Origin of the sequence: Streptomyces sp. NPDC058701 (assembly GCF_042715295.1) — a bacterium.
Lineage (GTDB): Bacteria > Actinomycetota > Actinomycetes > Streptomycetales > Streptomycetaceae > Streptomyces.
In genome coordinates this window covers 30,396-45,837 of the sequence record NZ_JBHXSY010000023.1, presented here as the reverse complement: position 1 = coordinate 45,837, position 15,442 = coordinate 30,396, and the positions used below count along the sequence as shown (strand labels likewise).

Genomic DNA, 15,442 nt, shown 5'->3' with positions numbered 1-15,442 from the left:
GCCCCGGCCCGCCCTACCCCTACCCCGGCCCCAGTCCCCGCCACACCGCCCGCCCCGCCCTACCCCGGTCCCCGCCACACCGTGCCGCCCCGCCACTTCGTGCCAGAACTCTGGTACCTCACACAGTTTCTGACGTACCGTCATGTCGGCCCGACGCGCGCGCCGCCGTCACCGTGTCCAGGAGGTCCGCCATGCCCGCCGACCGGCCCATCGCCCTCGACGAATACCCCATCCACCAGGCACCCCTGTCGATGAAGCACCTCGTCAACGGCGACCGCAACGCCTACGACCGGTGCATCTTCCACGTCTTCGACCACGCCGGCCGCGCCGTCCTGATCCTCGGCCTCGGCGTCTACCCCAACGCCGGCGTCATCGACGCCTACGCCACCCTGCGCGTCGGCGACGGACTCCTCGCCGTCCGCGCCTCCGACGCGCTCACCGACGACCGGATGAACCTCTCCGTCGGCCCGCTGTCCATCACCGTCGACGTACCGCTCAAGCGGCTCACCCTCCGGTGCGCCGCCGACCCGGACGACCCCCTGGGGCTCTCGTACGACGTCACCTGGTCCGCCGAGTTCCCCGCGGTGTGGGAGCCCCACCACGTCCAGCGGCGCGGCGACCGCCTCATGCTCGAAGGCCGCCGGTTCGTCCAGGCCGGAGGCGTCACCGGCACCGTTCGCGCGAACGGGGAGGAACTGGTCCTCGCGCCGGGGGAGTGGACCGGCACCCGCGACCGGAGTTGGGGCGTACGGCCCATCCCCGGCGAGGACGGCGGCCGGGCGGCCGAGGAGCACCGTCCCGAGGGGTTCCACTGGCTCTGGATACCCGTCCGCTTCGAAGACCGCTTCCTCATGGTCATCGCCCAGGAGGACGCCGACGGCCACCGCACCCTCAACGAGGCCGTACAGGTCTTCCCCGAAGGCAGCGACCGGCACGACGTCCAACTCGGCTGGCCGCACACCGAGATCCGCTACCGCTCCGGCAGCCGGCACCCGGTGAGCGCGGTCGTCCACCTCGCCGACCCCTCCCGCAAGCCCCTCGAACTCGGCGTGGAGATCCTGAACTCCTCCCCGCTCGCCGTCGGCGCCGGCTACCCGCCCGCCGCCGACTGGCAGCACGGCACCTGGCAGGGCCGGGGCTGGACGGACCGCCGCCGCTACGACCTCTCCGACCCCGCGGCGCACCCCATGGCCGCGTTCGGGGTCACCGACCACTCGGCCCGCTTCACCCTCGACGGCCAGGTGGGCCACGGCATCTTCGAGCACGGCAGCTTCGGCCGCCACGACCCGAGCGGTTTCACCGACTACTCCTCCGTGGCCCCGTAGCCCCCTAGCCCCGTGGCCCCGTAGCCGCACAACGCCCCCGCCCCCGCCGAACCGGAAGAAGGAAGAAAGGGGTACCCATGGCCGACGCACCACGTCCGCGCACCTCCACCCGGGAACCCGAGGAGCTCGGCCGGCGCCTCGCCGCCTGGCTGGACACCCGGCTCCCGGGCGCGCGGGTCACCAACCCGTCCGTTCCCGGGTCGAACGGCATGTCCAGCGAGACCCTGCTCTTCGACATCGAGCACCCCGACACCCCGCTCCGCGCCTGCGCGCTGCGGCTCGCCGCCGATCCGGCGGCCTACACCGTCTTCCCCGTGTACGACATGCCGCGCCAGCACCGCGTGATGAGCCTGGTCGCCGAGCACACCGATCTGCCCGTACCCCGCGTGCAGTGGCTGGAGGAGGACCCGGGGCCCCTCGGGGCGCCGTTCTTCGTCATGGCCCGCGCGGAGGGCCGGGTCCCGCCCGACGTGATGCCCTACACGTACGAGGGGAACTGGCTGCACGCCGCCACCGACGCCGAACGCGCCGGACTCCAGGAGGCGAGCGTCGCGCTGCTCGCACGCCTGCACGACCAGTTCCCGGCCGCGGAGGCCGAGTTCCTTCTCCCCGAGGGCGAAGGGACCCCGCTGCGCCGACACGTCGACGCCCAACGTGCCTATTACGCCTGGGTGGTGGGCGGACTGGCCCCGTCGCCTCTCATCGAGAGGGCGTTCGCGCGCCTGGAGGAGCTGTGGCCCGCGGACGAGGGTCCCGCCGTCCTCAACTGGGGCGACGCCCGCATCGGGAACGTCGTGTACGACGGCTTCACCCCGGTGGCCGTCCTCGACTGGGAAATGGCGGCGTACGCCCCGCGCGAGGTCGACCTCGGCTGGACGGTGTACCTCCACCGGTTCTTCCAGGACCTCACGGTCGGCTTCGGGCAGCCGGGCCTGCCCGACTTCCTGCGCCGCGACGACATCGAGCGCCGATACGCCGAACTCACCGGGCACACCCCGCGGAACATGGAGTTCCACACGCTCTACGCGGCCCTGCGGCACGGCATCGTCATGCTGCGCATCGCCTACCGGCAGGCGCACTTCGGCGAGGTCGAGATCCCGGCCGACCCTGACGGCCTGATCCTCCACCGCGCCGGCCTGGACGCCATGGTCCGGGGCACGTATTGGTAGGCCCAGGAGCCGGGCAGGAGCCAGGGACAGGCAGGATCCCGCAGCCGGTCAGCCGGTCAGCCGGTCAGCCGGCAGGCCCGCGGACCGGCCGGTGCCGGAGTTCCCGGCGCCGGCGTCAGGCCGCCTGCGCGTGCTGCTGCCGGGTCTGCGGCACTACGGGGCTCACCGCTCGCACCGGACGCGAGCCCGGCCCGCCGACGTGGGAGAACGGCTGGGTCCGCCAGTCAAGTCCCTGGGGCAGGGTCAGGTGCACGATCGGCTCCAGCTCCGGGACGTCGTCCGGACGCAGTACGCCCACGGCCGGCAGCGCGTCGGAGGCGGGCCGCCCGGTCCCGGCGCACACCGTGAGCCCGAACGGGTTCCACGGGGTCAGGCACAGCGCGTGCTGCGGCAGGTGCTCCTCGCCGGCGAAGAGGGCGATCGGCTGTCCGCAGTCGGGGCAGGTCGCGTGGTGGACGTCGAAGCCCTCGCCGTCCTCCGCGCATTCCGGGTACGGGTCGTCCCCGGAACCGAGAAGCTCCAGGGGCTCCGGTGCGGTGCGACCGGCGCGCTTGGTGTTCAGCATGGATGTACTCCCCCTTGGGTGGGCCGGGCGGGCAGGTTCTACGGCCGCGGCCACAGCAAGCACTTCCCGCCGCGCGGCACGAGTAACCACATCCGTCCGCCGTACGCGCACATCGGCTTGTGGCCTTGGTCACATGCCCGCCGCAGATGCCTCCAGTGGGCGGACAGCACTGTGCCCGGAGCACTCCTGGGCCTTAAGTTGAGCGGCTATGAGCGCAATGGAGGAGCTGGACCGCCAGATCGTTGATCTGCTCGTGCGGGACGGGCGGATGAGCTATACGGATCTGGGCAAGGCCACCGGACTGTCCACGTCGGCGGTCCACCAGCGAGTACGCCGACTGGAGCAGCGCGGGGTGATCCGCGGCTACGCCGCCGTCGTCGACCCCGAGGCCGTCGGCCTGCCCCTGACGGCGTTCATCTCGGTCAAACCGTTCGACCCCAGCGCGCCGGACGACATCGCCGACCGGCTGGCCGGGGTACCCGAGATCGAGGCCTGCCACAGCGTGGCGGGCGACGAGAACTACATCCTCAAGGTGCGGGTGGCGACCCCCCTGGAGCTGGAGGACCTGCTGGGCCGGCTGCGCGCCCTCGCGCACGTCTCGACCCGCACGACGGTGGTCCTCTCGACCCCGTACGAGGCCCGCCCGCCCCGCGTCTAGCCCGTGTTGTCCGGACAGGGCGGATCGGCCCGGGGTGTCCGGTGCCGTGCGTCGCAAGGCCGGGGAGGGAGCCGACGTGGTGTGTCGGCGACCGACGAGAACGCCGCGAGGCGCGGTGCCGGACACCCCGGGCCCGCCATGATCCGAACGACACGGCCTGGCCCGCCCGCGCCCGCCCCGCGTTCCGGCCGGTCCCGTGCCCGGCCCCTCCCGCGTCCGGACCGCCCCGGGCCCGCCGGGGTACCCGGCGGTCGGGGCGGGGCCTGGGGCGCGGGAGACTGGTCCCCATGACTGACCGCACCGCCCACTCCGCCGACACCGCCGCCGGAGCACCGACAAGGACCGTCCTGCTGCGCGGGGGCGAGGTACACAGCCCCGCCGATCCGTTCGCCACCGCGATGGTGGTCGAGCGCGGCCACGTCGCCTGGGTCGGCTCCGAGGGCGCGGCCGACGCCTTCGCGCAGGGTGTGGACGAGGTCGTCGACCTCGGCGGGGCGCTCGTCACGCCCGCCTTCACCGACGCCCACGTCCACACCACCTCCGCCGGCCTGGCCCTGACTGGGCTGGACCTGACCGCGGCCCGCTCGCTGCCCGCCGCGCTGGAGCTCGTACGGGCGTACGCCGCGAGCCGCCCCGCCGACCGGGTGCTCCTCGGGCACGGCTGGGACGCGGCCCGCTGGCCCGAGCGGCGGGCGCCCCGGCGCGCCGAGCTCGACGAAGCCGCGGGCGGCCGCCCGCTGTACCTCAGCCGCATCGACGTGCACTCCGCCGTGGTCACCACGGCCCTGCTCGACCTGGTGCCCGGCGTCGCCGCCCGCGGGGACGAGCCGCTGACCCGGGACGCCCACCACGCCGTCCGCGCGGCCGCCCTGGCCGCCGTCACCCCCGCCCAGCGCGCGGAGGCGCAGCGGGCCGCCCTGGACCGCGCGGCCTCCCTCGGGATCGGCTCCGTGCACGAGTGCGGCGGCCCCGACATCTCCTCCGCCGAGGACTTCACCGGGCTGCTGGCCCTGGCCGCCGGGCGACCCGGGCCCCGGGTCTTCGGGTACTGGGCCGACCGGGATCTCGGCCGGGCGAAGGAGCTCGGGGCCGTCGGAGCCGCCGGGGACCTCTTCGTGGACGGCGCCCTCGGCTCGCACACGGCCTGCCTTCACGCCCCGTACGCCGACGCCCCCCACACCGGCACCGGCTACCTGGACGCGCGCGCCGTGGCCGAGCACGTGGCCGCCTGCACCGAAGCGGGCCTCCAGGCCGGTTTCCACGCCATCGGCGACGCCGCCCTCACTGCTGTGGTCGAGGGCGTCCGAGCGGCCGCCGAGACGGTCGGCCTGGCCCGCGTACGGGCCGCCAGGCACCGGGTCGAGCACGCCGAGATGATGACCCCGGCCACCATCGCCGCCTTCGCGGAGCTCGGGCTCACCGCCTCCGTGCAGCCCGCATTCGACGCGGCCTGGGGCGGCGCGGACGGCATGTACGCCGATCGGCTGGGGGCCGACCGGGCCCGCACCCTCAACCCGTACGCGGCCATGCTCAAGGCGGGCGTCCTGCTGGCGTTCGGCTCGGACGCGCCCGTGACCCCGCTCGACCCCTGGGGGACGGTCCGCGCGGCCGCCTTCCACCGGACGCCCGAGCACCGGATTTCCGTACGGGCGGCCTTCACCGCCCACACCCGGGGCGGCTGGCGGGCGCTCGGCCGCGACGACGCGGGCGTCCTCGTCCCGGGGGCACCGGCCGACTACGCGGTCTGGGAGACCGCGGAACTGGTCGTCCAGGCCCCCGACGACCGGGTCGCGCGCTGGTCCACCGACCCGCGTTCGGGCACCCCGGGGCTGCCCGACCTGAGTCCCGGCGCCGCGCTGCCGGTGTGCCTCGCCACCGTGGTCGGCGGGCGGGAGGCATTCGTACGCCCACAGGGGTGATCCGGTCGGCCTCGGTTCGGTACGGGCGGCCCGACCCGGATAGGTTCGGCCGGGTCCACCACAGGACGTCCGTGCCGGACGGATCCGTCTGCGCAGCGCGCCCGCGCCTCGGGGGCGAGGGAAGGTTTCGCCGGGCGGCGGGTGGCCCCGGGTCGGGGCCCGGCGGTCCAGTAGACAACGGTCACGGCGGCCCGCAGCCAGCGGGAGTCTGACCGGCCCGAAGGACCGCGGGCCCCGACCACTGTTCTAAAGTCATCCTCTGCGACACGACGTACAGGACGTGCAACAGCACAAAAGGGGACTCAGTGAGCGACGGCGGACAGCGGACCCACGGGCCGCTCGGTACGGCCTTGGTGATCATTCCGACCTACAACGAGGCGGAGAACATCGGGCTGATCGTCGGGCGCGTGCGCGCGGCCGTGCCCGAGGCGCACATCCTCGTCGCGGACGACAACAGCCCGGACGGCACCGGCAAGCTCGCCGACGAACTGGTGGCGGGCGACGACCACGTCCACGTGCTGCACCGCAAGGGCAAGGAGGGGCTGGGCGCCGCCTACCTGGCGGGCTTCCTCTGGGCCCTGGAGCAGGGCTACGGGGTGATCGTCGAGATGGACGCCGACGGCTCCCACCAGCCCGAGGAGCTGCCCCGCCTGCTGACCGCGCTGGCCGGCGCCGACCTGGTCCTGGGCTCCCGCTGGGTGCCGGGCGGGCGGGTCGTGAACTGGCCCAAGAGCCGGGAGTTCCTCTCGCGCGGCGGTTCGACGTACTCGCGGCTGATGCTGAACCTCCCGATGCGCGACGTGACCGGCGGTTACCGGGCCTTCCGCCGGGAGACCCTGGAGGGGCTGGGCCTGGACCAGGTGGCGTCCGCCGGCTACTGCTTCCAGGTCGACCTGGCGCGCCGGGCCGTGCAGAAGGGCTTCCGCGTGGTGGAGGTTCCCATCACGTTCGTCGAGCGCGAGTTCGGCGACAGCAAGATGAGCAAGGACATCCTGGTCGAGGCCCTGTGGCGGGTCACCCAGTGGGGAATCAAGGCCCAGGCGGCCAGGCTCCTGCCGGGCAGGCCGCAGGCCCCGGTCACGGCCGGGGTCCCGACGGCGACGCGGCGCCCCGCCACGGGACCGGCGCCGGCCGCCGACGCCCCGTCCGGTTCGGGCACGCCGTCCGGCTCGGGTGCCGGGGCGGACACGGTCTCCGGCCCGGACGCCGACGGGACGTCCGGCACGGGCGCCGGCGGGGCCTGACCGGCCCCGGCGCCGGCCAGGCCCTGACCGGCCCCCGCGCCGGAGACGCCGAGGGTCCCCTAGGGGGTGTCCGGTACCTCCGGCTGAGGCCGCTTTTACTCCGGCCCAGGCACACTGGTGGTATGACGACCGGCGTTCCCACTTCGACGGCCCCCCGGCGGCGCTCGCCCGCCCGTACCTTCGTTCCCCTTGCCATCGCGGCCTGGCTGATCCTGGAGATCTGGCTGCTCACCCTGGTCGCGGGCGCGGCCGGCGGGCTGACCGTCGCCGCGCTGCTCGCGGGCGGAATGGTTCTGGGCGCGGTGGTCATCAAGCGGGCCGGACGGCGTGCCTTCAAGAACCTGGCGGACACCTTCCAGCAGGCTCAGCAGGGCGTACAGCCCACCGCGCAGCGCCCCGGCCAGGGCAACGGGCTCACCATGCTGGCCGGCCTGATGCTGATGATGCCGGGCCTGATCTCCGACGCTGCGGGCCTAGTCCTGCTGCTCCCGCCCGTCCGGGCGTGGATCGGCCGGCGCGCGGCCCGTTCGCTGGAGCGCAAGATGGCCTCAGCACCGGCGGGCAGCTTCGGCGGCGCCTTCCAGCAGGCCCGCATCCACCAGCCGGACGGCAAGATCGTCCAGGGCGAGGTCGTCCGCGAGGACCGGCCGGCCCCGGACCCCCGAGGCCCGGGCCACCAGGGCCCCGACACCTCGTACCGCCCGCCGCTCACCCCGTAGGACACGCGCACGACCGGGTGGCCCGCGCGCGGAGCGCCGGGCCACTTCCGGTTTCCCGCCGGGCCCCGGGCGAAATCCGGAGGTATCCAGAGGGCCGGGCCGTCCACCCGCGCCGACAAGCCGAGGGGCCCCGCCACACTGTGTGGCGGGGCCCCTCGGCTTGTGTCGTGCTGTCGTCCGGCTGTCAGGCGGACTTGCGGCTGTCCCGCGGATGCACGGCAATGTTCATGGCGCCGGAACGGAGGACCGCAAGCCTTTCGGCAAGCACTTCCTCCAGCTCCTCGCGGGTGCGTCGCTCCATGAGCATGTCCCAGTGCGTTCGCGCAGGCTTGCCCTTCTTCTCTTCGGGCCCGTCCCCGTCCACCAGGAGTGCCATGGCGCCGCACGCCTTGCACTCCCACTCCGGCGGAATGTCTGCCTCAACCGAGAACGGCATCTCAAATCGATGTCCGTTCTGGCATGCGTACTCCACCGCCTGGCGCGGGGCCAGATCGATGCCGCGGTCCGTCTCGTAGCTGGTAACCACGAGGCGCGTACCGCGGAGAGCTCGCTCACTCATGAATCGTGCCTCCCGGGCTTGTCGCCCACAGGACAGGTGTCGCTGTCGTCGTCATCCGGTCAACGTCCGGCCGGCGGTATAGATTCCCGCTCCGGGTGATGCGTCGCCCGTCGTACCGCCCCTTGTTGTACCCACCAGTGCCCGTTTTGTCACATCTGGCAGCAGATGTCACCCAACGTCGTCTCTTACCGAGCGCGCAGTAACGGTCCGCCTGGCAGGCCAAAGGCGTACACTACCGGCCCTTTGCTTCAACGTCTAAATTCGTTCGGAATTCGTTCGTGGATCCGGACGGCAGCGCCCGCGGGGCGTTCTCAGATGCGTGCGGGTACAGGATTGCCTGCCGCCTCGACCGCGCGCCGCACCGGCACTCGCGCCAGGAGCACGAAACCCAGTGCGAAGAAGACCACCAACGAGATGATCGCGTCCCGGTAGCTGCCCGTCACCTGGTACGTGAGGCCGAACACCAGCGGTCCCACCCAGCTCACCCCGCGGTCACTCACCTCGTACGCGGAGAAGTACTCGGCCTCCTTGCCCGCCGGCACCAGGTGGGAGAACAGCGAGCGGGACAGCGCCTGGCTGCCGCCCAGGACCAGCCCGATCATCGCGGCGAGGGCGAAGAACCACACCGGCGTGCGGGCCGGAAGGAAGTAACCGGCCGCCAGGGTCACCGCCCACGCGACCAGAGAGCCCATGATCGTCCGTTTGGCGCCGTAGACGCGGGCCAGCCGGCCCATGCCCAGCGCGCCGGCCACCGCCAGGACCTGCACCAGCAGGACCGCCACGATCAGCGTCGACTGCTCCAGCTCCAGCTCCTCGGAGCCGTAGACGGAGGCCTGCGAGATGACCGTCTGCACCCCGTCGTTGTAGATCAGGTACGCGAGCAGGAACGACAGGGTCAGCGGATAGCGCCGCATGTCCTTCAGGGTCGCGACGAGCTGCTTCCAGCCGCTGACCGCCGGGCCCGCACCCGCCTCGCGGACCACGGCCCGGTCCCGCAGCCGGCGCAGCGGGATGAGCGCGAAGGCCCCCCACCACACTCCCGCCGAGGCCAGGCAGATCCGTACCGCCGTGCCCTCGGAGAGGCCGAAGGACGCGTGGCCCTGGTAGAGCACCAGGTTCAGTACGAGCACGAGCGCGCCGGAGGTGTACCCGAAGGCCCACCCGCGGGAGGAGACGGTGTCCCGTTCGTCGGGCGTGGCGATCTGCGGCAGGAACGCGTTGTACAGCACCATCGACACGGCCAGCGAGGCGTTCGCGACGATCAGCAGCAGCCCGCCCAGCAGGTAGCGGTCGCCGTCGAGGAAGAACATGCCCGCGGTCGCGGCCGCCCCGGTGTACGCCGCGACCGCCAGCAACGGCTTCTTGCGGCCGGTGCGGTCCGCGATCGCCCCCGCCACGGGCATGACGAGAACGGCCACGATCACCGAGAGGGACACGGAGTACGCGAAGAAGGACCCGGCCCGGACCGGGATCCCGAGCGGGTGGACGTATCCCTCGGCGTCCGCCGCGGCTTTGGTGACCGCCGTCAGGTACGGGCCGAGGAACACCGTGAGCACGCTCGTCGAGTAGACCGAGCAGGCGAAGTCGTAGAAGTACCAGCCGTGCTGTTCGCGCTTGCGGGCGGCGGCGTCGGCCGACACCGCCCCGCCGTCCTCCGGCCCGGGCTCCGTCGTGTCCTTCGTCCGCGCACTCATCTGGTGCCCCCTCGCTGATCCCGTACCGCTGCGGCCCGCCGGGGCCCCGCGCGCGGCCGGAAGGCGCTCAGGCCCAGGCCCCGCGCCGGTCCAGCACCGTGCGCAAGATGTCGATCCGGTCGGTCATGATGCCATCGACGCCCAGGTCCAGGAGCGCCTCCATGCGTTGCGGTTCGTTCACGGTCCACACGTGCACCTGGAGCCCCCGCTCGTGCGCGGTGCGCACGAAGCGCCGGTCGACGACGCGGACGCCCGCCTGGATCTCCGGAACCTGCGCCGCCACCGCGCCGACGCGCAGCGCCGCCGGGATCGCGTACGAGCGCAGGCGCAGGCCGACGATCCCGCGGACGCCGTACGAGGTGGCCAGCCGGGGACCGGCGATCCGCTGCGCCCGGGCCACCCGGCCCTCGGAGAAGGACCCCACGCAGACCCGGTCCCAGAGCCCGGCCCGCGCGATCAGGTCCACCAACGGGATCAGCGCCGACTCGGCCTTGACGTCGATGTTCCACCGGGCGTCCGGGAACTCCTCCAGCAGCTCCTCGAACAGCGGCAGCGGCTCGGTGCCGGCTACCCGGGCCTCGCGGACACGGCCCCAGGGCAGCTCGGCGATCCGCCCCCGGCGGTCGGTCACCCGGTCCAGCGTGGAGTCGTGGAAGGCGACGAGCTTCCCGTCGGCCGTGGCGTGCACGTCGGTCTCGAAGTACCGGTAGCCGGCGGCGGCGGCCCGGCGGAAGGCGGCGGCGGTGTTCTCCAGCCCGTCGGCGGCCCCTCCCCGGTGCGCGAAGGGAATCGGAGCGGGGTGGTCCAGATACGGGTGCCGAAGGCGTACGTGCGTCACGGCGGCAGTATGCCCGCTCCCGCCCGCACGGCGGGAGCGGCCGGGCCGCGGGACGGGACGGGAAGGGGGGCGTGGGACGGGACGGGACGGGCCGGCGGGCCCCAGCCGCGCCGGCCCGGCGGCCCCCGGGGAGGCGCCGCGCGGCCCGCTCTGGCACGGGTGGACCGGCGCGTGGCACCCTGGGGCGGCAGGCAGCAATCCAATCCCGGCCCGCGGCGCCATGGCCCAGGCCAATCCGACGAAGGTGGACCGGACGCAATGGCCGAATGGACCTCGGCGGTGGGCGCCGCCCAGCTGGCCCGCCTCATCACCTCCCAGCAGGAGCGGACCGCCGTCCCCGGCACCCGCAAGCCGCCCGCGTACCGCACCCTGGCCGACGGGATCCGGGTGCTCGTCCTGGAGGGCCGGGTCCCGGTCGCGGCCCGGCTGCCCGCCGAGCGCGAGCTGGCCGGCGCCCTCTCCCTGAGCCGCACCACCGTCGCCGCCGCGTACGAGGCCCTGCGCGGGGAGGGGTTCCTGGAGTCCCGGCGCGGCTCCGGCAGCTGGACGTCCGTACCCGCCGGGAACCCGCTGCCCGCCCGCGGCCTGGAGCCCCTGCCGCCCGAGTCCCTCGGGTCGATGATCGACCTCGGCTGCGCCGCGCTGCCGGCCCCCGAGCCGTGGCTGACCAAGGCCGTGCAGGGCGCGCTCGAAGAACTCCCGCCGTACGCCCACACCCACGGCGACTACCCGGCGGGCCTCCCGGCGCTGCGCCGGATGCTCGCCGACCGGTACACCGAGCAGGGCATTCCCACCATGCCCGAGCAGATCATGGTCACCACCGGGGCGATGGGCGCCATCGACGCGATCTGCAGCCTCTTCGCGGGGCGCGGGGAGCGGATCGCCGTCGAGTCCCCCTCCTACGCCAACATCCTCCAGCTCATGCGCGCCGCCGGGGTCCGCCTCGTTCCCGTGGCGATGGCCGGCGGGCTCACCGGATGGGACATGGACGTCTGGCGCCAGGTACTGCGCGACTCGGCCCCGCGGCTGGCCTACGTCGTCGCCGACTTCCACAACCCGACCGGGGCGCTGGCCTCGGACGACCAGCGCCGCGCGATGGTGGAGGCCGCCCGGTCGGCCGGCACCGTCCTGATCGCCGACGAGACCATGATCGAGCTCCAGCTCGACCCGGACCTCGCGATGCCCCGCCCCGTCTGCTCGTTCGACCCGGGCGGCAGCACGGTGGTGACCGTCGGGTCCGCCAGCAAGGCCTTCTGGGCGGGCATGCGGATCGGCTGGGTCCGCGCGGCCCCCGACGTGATCCGGAGCCTGGTCGCCGCGCGCGCCTATGCCGACCTGGGCACCCCGGTGCTGGAACAGCTCGCGGTGAACTGGCTGATGCGGACCGGGGGCTGGCAGGAAGCCGTCGGGATCCGCCGCGACCAGGCCCGGGACAACCGGGACGCCCTGGTCGCCGCCGTGCGCCGGGAGCTTCCGGACTGGGAGTTCACGGTCCCGCAGGGCGGGCTGACCCTGTGGGCGCGGGCGGGCGGGCTGTCCGGCTCCCGGCTCGCGGAGGTGGGTGAGCGGGTCGGCGTACGGGTCCCGTCGGGGCCCCGCTTCGGGGTGGACGGCGCCTTCGAGGGCTACGTCCGCCTGCCGTTCACCGTGGGCGGCCCGGTGGCCGAGGAGGCCGCCGCGCGGCTGGCGGCGGCGGCCCGGCTGGTCGGCACGGGCGCGGGCGGCAGCGGTGCGGAACCGCCGCGGACGTTCGTCGCGTAGCCGGACGTTCGTGGCGTAGCCGGGCGTATGGGCGGTAGGCCGCGGGGCGGCCCGGCTGCCCCGCGCGGGCACGGCAGATCCGAAGGACACCCCCTAAGGGGCCTCGGCGGGTACCTCCGGGATCTCCGAGGCGTCGAACGAGGACCCCGGCTCCGGGGCCTCGGGCTGCCCCGGGAGCGGCTTCGTCATCGTGGCGGGACCCCCTCCGTCCCCGCCGCCGACCTCGCCGCCCGGGCCCGCAGCTCCGCGGTCGGGGAGCAGCTCCAGCACCGCCTGCCGCTGCGCCGGGTGGGTGGCGTCGTCGTACGGGTCCGGAGTGGCCGGAACCTGGAGCCGGTGCACCGGACCCGTGCCGAGCCGGGCGTATCCGCGGCCGGGGGGCACGTGGGCCGTCGGCGTGGTGTGCGGCGGGAGTCCGAGCACGTCGGTGATCTGCTGGATCGCGGCTGGTCCGAGGACGACGCGGGCCCGGGTGTGCTGCCAGACGGCATCGTTCAGCAGCTCCAGGTGGTCGAACTGCTCGGCGACCACCACCGTGATGTGCGCGGCGCGGCCGTGCCGCAGCGGCACCTGGAGCGGGGCGAGCGGGTCGGGGCGGCCGTCGGCGGCGGCCAGGTGCGCGAGCACGCTGGGGCGGTCGAGCAGGATCCACAGCGGGCGCCGGGTGTCCTCCGGGACCGGGCGGCCCGCCTCGCGGGCCCGGTGGGTGGCGATGAGCCGGCGCTCGGTCTCCTGCGCGGCCCACTCCAGAATGGCGAGGGCCCCGGTCGGCCCGCACTCGACGGCGAGGACGCCGGCCCGCCCGGACAGGCAGGAGTACTCGCCGCTGCCGCCGCCCTCCACGATCAGTACGTCGCCGCCGTGCCGCAGGGCCTGGAGGGCGATCGAGCGCAGCAGGCTGGAGGTGCCCGCGCCGGGCTGGCCGACGGCGAGCAGGTGGGGCTCGGTGGAGCGGGGCCCGGTGCGCCACACCACGGGCGGGACGTCGCGGGGCTCGTCGCCCCCGTCCCGTACGGGGAGGGTGCGCTGCACGCTGCCCGCGTCGGTGAAGCCGAGCACGGTCTCGCCGGGGGAGGTCACGAACGGCTGGGCGGCGATGCCGGTGGGCAGCGCCGCCAGCACGCTCAGGTCGAGCTGGTTGCCCTCCTCGTCCCAGTCGAAGAGGTATTCGCGTCCGCGCCCGGATTTGGCGTGCAGCAGTGCCTCGATCCGGGCCCGTGCGGCGGCCTCGCCGTCCGTGAAGTAGGCCGGGTAGCGGATGCGGAGCCGGGTGATGCGGCCCGCCTCGTCGAACTCGTAACCGCTGAAGGCCTTCTCCCACTCGCCGCCGTGGGCGAAGAGCGGGCTGGGGTCCTCCGGGACGGAGAAGTACGGCACGAGGGCTTCGTAGAGGGAACCGAGCCGTTCGGCCTCGGCATCGCCGGGTCCGGTCTTCACCGGGGTGCGGTCGCGTCCCTTCCAGGCCGCCGCCGCCATGAGGGTGATCAGGGCGAGGAGGGGACCGTAGGGGACGAGCGCGACCACGAGGACGCAGGCGGCCGCCAGGAACAGCGCGGGACCACGCTTGTCCTTGGGGGTCTGCGACCATGTGCGCCGCCCGGCGGAAGCCAGGATGCGCAGGCCGCGCCCGATGGTGAGGAGCGGATGGAGGACGTCCGTGGCGCTGTCGGCGGCCGTGCGAGCGAGGTCGCGGCCCCGTGCCAGCGACGTCGTGCCGCTGCTGAGGATGCGGGGAAGTGGGCGCCGGGCCACGGGCGTCTCCTGGAGATGTGGTGCTGACGGGTGATTCGGGTGTGGCTGGTGTTCCTGTGCCGTGGTGGCCGGCCTAGAGCTTGATCCCGCCGAGCAGACTGGCGAGGCTCGCCGTGCTCGCCGTGATGCTCGGCGCGATGGCGGAGCCGGCGAGGAAGAAGCCGAAGAGCGCACAGACGAACGCGTGCGACAGCTTCATCCCGTCCTTCTTGAAGAACAGGAAGGCGATGATGCCGAGTAGGACGACACCTGAGATCGACAGGACCATGAGGTTTCTCCTGGTGGGTGGGGACAGTCACCATCAGTTCTTCCAGGCTCACAGGAAGTATCAATGCGACAAAAGGTGCATATGGGTGAATAGAGCCCTTTTTCACTTGACCGGCCCACCCCGGCTGGCGCGTCCGGCACACAGGGGGGCAAGAGTGATCTTTGCCTCGGCCCGTGCCCTCCATGTGCAGGTCCGGGCGCTACCCTGACGTTTCACCCGTACGGACGCAGTGCCGTGCACCCCCCCTGCCCGCCCGGCCCGCGGCCCGGTTCCCGGACGGGCGACCCACGCAGCGAGCGAAAGGCGGTACGCGCGATGAGCGAGCACACCGAAGGCGGCTCCGGCTCCCAGGACGTCCCCGACGAGGACGTCATCGAGCTGGCCACCAAGATCTTCGACCTCGCCCGCCAGGGGGAGACCGAGACGCTCGCCGCGTACCTCGACGCCGGAGTTCCGGCCAACCTCACCAACGACCGCGGCGACACCCTCCTCATGCTCGCCGCCTACCACGGCCACGCCGAGGCCGTCACGGCCCTGCTCGCGCGCGGCGGCGACGCGGACCGCGCCAACGACCGGGGCCAGACCCCGCTCGCCGGCGCCGTCTTCAAGGGCGAGGAGGCCGTCATCCGCGCGCTGCTCGCCGGCGGTGCCGACCCGAACGCCGGAACCCCGTCCGCCGTCGACACGGCGCGCATGTTCGCCAAGGCCGACCTGCTGGAACTCTTCGGAGCCAAGTAGTCCGTTTTTCGCCCCGCCCTGGTCCGGCCCGACCGGTCGCGGACCTCACAGGTTGGTCACGGCCGCCGTAAATGTGGTCGCGGTGCACAAACCGCCTGGGTCATCATGGCGACGGATTCGATTCGCGAACACGGCGGACGGGCAGGAGCGGGCAGGACACGTCGGGTGTCCGGGCCCGGCCCGGCCGCCCTGCTCCCGGAGCACCGACGAGAGTGAGAAGGCAATGGTCTACA

At 73.6% G+C, this 15,442-nt stretch carries 14 protein-coding genes; 8 read left to right on the top strand and 6 right to left on the bottom strand.

The window, feature by feature from the left end; all coding sequences use genetic code 11:
- Nucleotides 1-191 precede the first annotated feature (191 nt).
- On the top strand, nucleotides 192-1,325 hold the full coding sequence (locus ACFWW8_RS23420) for a hypothetical protein (protein ID WP_386530912.1): 1,134 nt from the start codon (nucleotides 192-194) through the stop codon (nucleotides 1,323-1,325).
- Nucleotides 1,326-1,402: 77 nt separating this feature from the next.
- Entirely contained in the window at nucleotides 1,403-2,494 is a 1,092-nt protein-coding gene (locus ACFWW8_RS23415) for a phosphotransferase family protein (RefSeq protein ID WP_386530910.1), read from the top strand.
- A gap of 115 nt (nucleotides 2,495-2,609) precedes the next feature.
- Here ACFWW8_RS23415 and ACFWW8_RS23410 read toward each other — a convergent pair whose 3' ends face one another.
- On the bottom strand, nucleotides 2,610-3,059 hold the full coding sequence (locus ACFWW8_RS23410) for a hypothetical protein (RefSeq protein ID WP_386530909.1): 450 nt from the start codon (nucleotides 3,057-3,059) through the stop codon (nucleotides 2,610-2,612).
- 217 nt (nucleotides 3,060-3,276) lie between these two features.
- Between ACFWW8_RS23410 and ACFWW8_RS23405 the strand changes: the two genes are divergently transcribed.
- The 4 genes from ACFWW8_RS23405 to fxsA all read left to right on the top strand — a co-directional run bounded on the left by ACFWW8_RS23405 (nucleotide 3,277) and on the right by fxsA (nucleotide 7,599).
- Entirely contained in the window at nucleotides 3,277-3,717 is a 441-nt protein-coding gene (locus tag ACFWW8_RS23405) for an Lrp/AsnC family transcriptional regulator (RefSeq protein ID WP_030011705.1), read from the top strand.
- Between the two features lie 287 nt (nucleotides 3,718-4,004).
- Nucleotides 4,005-5,636 carry an amidohydrolase gene (locus tag ACFWW8_RS23400; RefSeq protein WP_386530907.1) on the top strand — a complete coding sequence of 544 codons (1,632 nt, stop codon included), beginning with the start codon at nucleotides 4,005-4,007 and terminating at the stop codon, nucleotides 5,634-5,636.
- 305 nt (nucleotides 5,637-5,941) lie between these two features.
- Nucleotides 5,942-6,880: a polyprenol monophosphomannose synthase gene (locus ACFWW8_RS23395; protein ID WP_386530905.1), complete on the top strand. Its 939-nt coding sequence runs from the start codon at nucleotides 5,942-5,944 to the stop codon at nucleotides 6,878-6,880.
- Between the two features lie 122 nt (nucleotides 6,881-7,002).
- Nucleotides 7,003-7,599 carry an FxsA family membrane protein gene (fxsA, locus tag ACFWW8_RS23390; protein WP_386530904.1) on the top strand — a complete coding sequence of 199 codons (597 nt, stop codon included), beginning with the start codon at nucleotides 7,003-7,005 and terminating at the stop codon, nucleotides 7,597-7,599.
- 184 nt (nucleotides 7,600-7,783) lie between these two features.
- Here fxsA and ACFWW8_RS23385 read toward each other — a convergent pair whose 3' ends face one another.
- The 3 genes from ACFWW8_RS23385 to ACFWW8_RS23375 form a co-directional block, all read right to left on the bottom strand.
- A complete protein-coding gene (locus ACFWW8_RS23385) occupies nucleotides 7,784-8,158 on the bottom strand; it encodes an RNA polymerase-binding protein RbpA (protein ID WP_031146696.1) in 375 nt (124 codons plus the stop codon).
- 311 nt (nucleotides 8,159-8,469) lie between these two features.
- The gene (locus ACFWW8_RS23380) at nucleotides 8,470-9,852 is read right to left on the bottom strand and encodes an MFS transporter (RefSeq protein ID WP_386530903.1); all 1,383 of its coding nucleotides are present in this window, start codon (nucleotides 9,850-9,852) and stop codon (nucleotides 8,470-8,472) included.
- A 67-nt stretch (nucleotides 9,853-9,919) separates the two neighbouring features.
- Nucleotides 9,920-10,690: a glycerophosphodiester phosphodiesterase family protein gene (locus tag ACFWW8_RS23375; protein ID WP_386530901.1), complete on the bottom strand. Its 771-nt coding sequence runs from the start codon at nucleotides 10,688-10,690 to the stop codon at nucleotides 9,920-9,922.
- A 258-nt stretch (nucleotides 10,691-10,948) separates the two neighbouring features.
- On the opposite strand from ACFWW8_RS23375, the gene ACFWW8_RS23370 reads away from it, so the two are divergent.
- Nucleotides 10,949-12,451, top strand: a complete 1,503-nt coding sequence (locus ACFWW8_RS23370; protein ID WP_386530899.1) for a PLP-dependent aminotransferase family protein — start codon at nucleotides 10,949-10,951, stop codon at nucleotides 12,449-12,451.
- Nucleotides 12,452-12,544: 93 nt separating this feature from the next.
- Here ACFWW8_RS23370 and ACFWW8_RS23365 read toward each other — a convergent pair whose 3' ends face one another.
- On the bottom strand, nucleotides 12,545-14,203 hold the full coding sequence (locus ACFWW8_RS23365) for a hypothetical protein (protein WP_386530897.1): 1,659 nt from the start codon (nucleotides 14,201-14,203) through the stop codon (nucleotides 12,545-12,547).
- A gap of 73 nt (nucleotides 14,204-14,276) precedes the next feature.
- Complete coding sequence (locus tag ACFWW8_RS23360; RefSeq protein WP_365627890.1) at nucleotides 14,277-14,471, bottom strand: hypothetical protein; 195 nt, start codon at nucleotides 14,469-14,471, stop codon at nucleotides 14,277-14,279.
- 315 nt (nucleotides 14,472-14,786) lie between these two features.
- Between ACFWW8_RS23360 and ACFWW8_RS23355 the strand changes: the two genes are divergently transcribed.
- The gene (locus tag ACFWW8_RS23355) at nucleotides 14,787-15,209 is read left to right on the top strand and encodes an ankyrin repeat domain-containing protein (protein ID WP_386530895.1); all 423 of its coding nucleotides are present in this window, start codon (nucleotides 14,787-14,789) and stop codon (nucleotides 15,207-15,209) included.
- Nucleotides 15,210-15,442 lie beyond the last annotated feature (233 nt).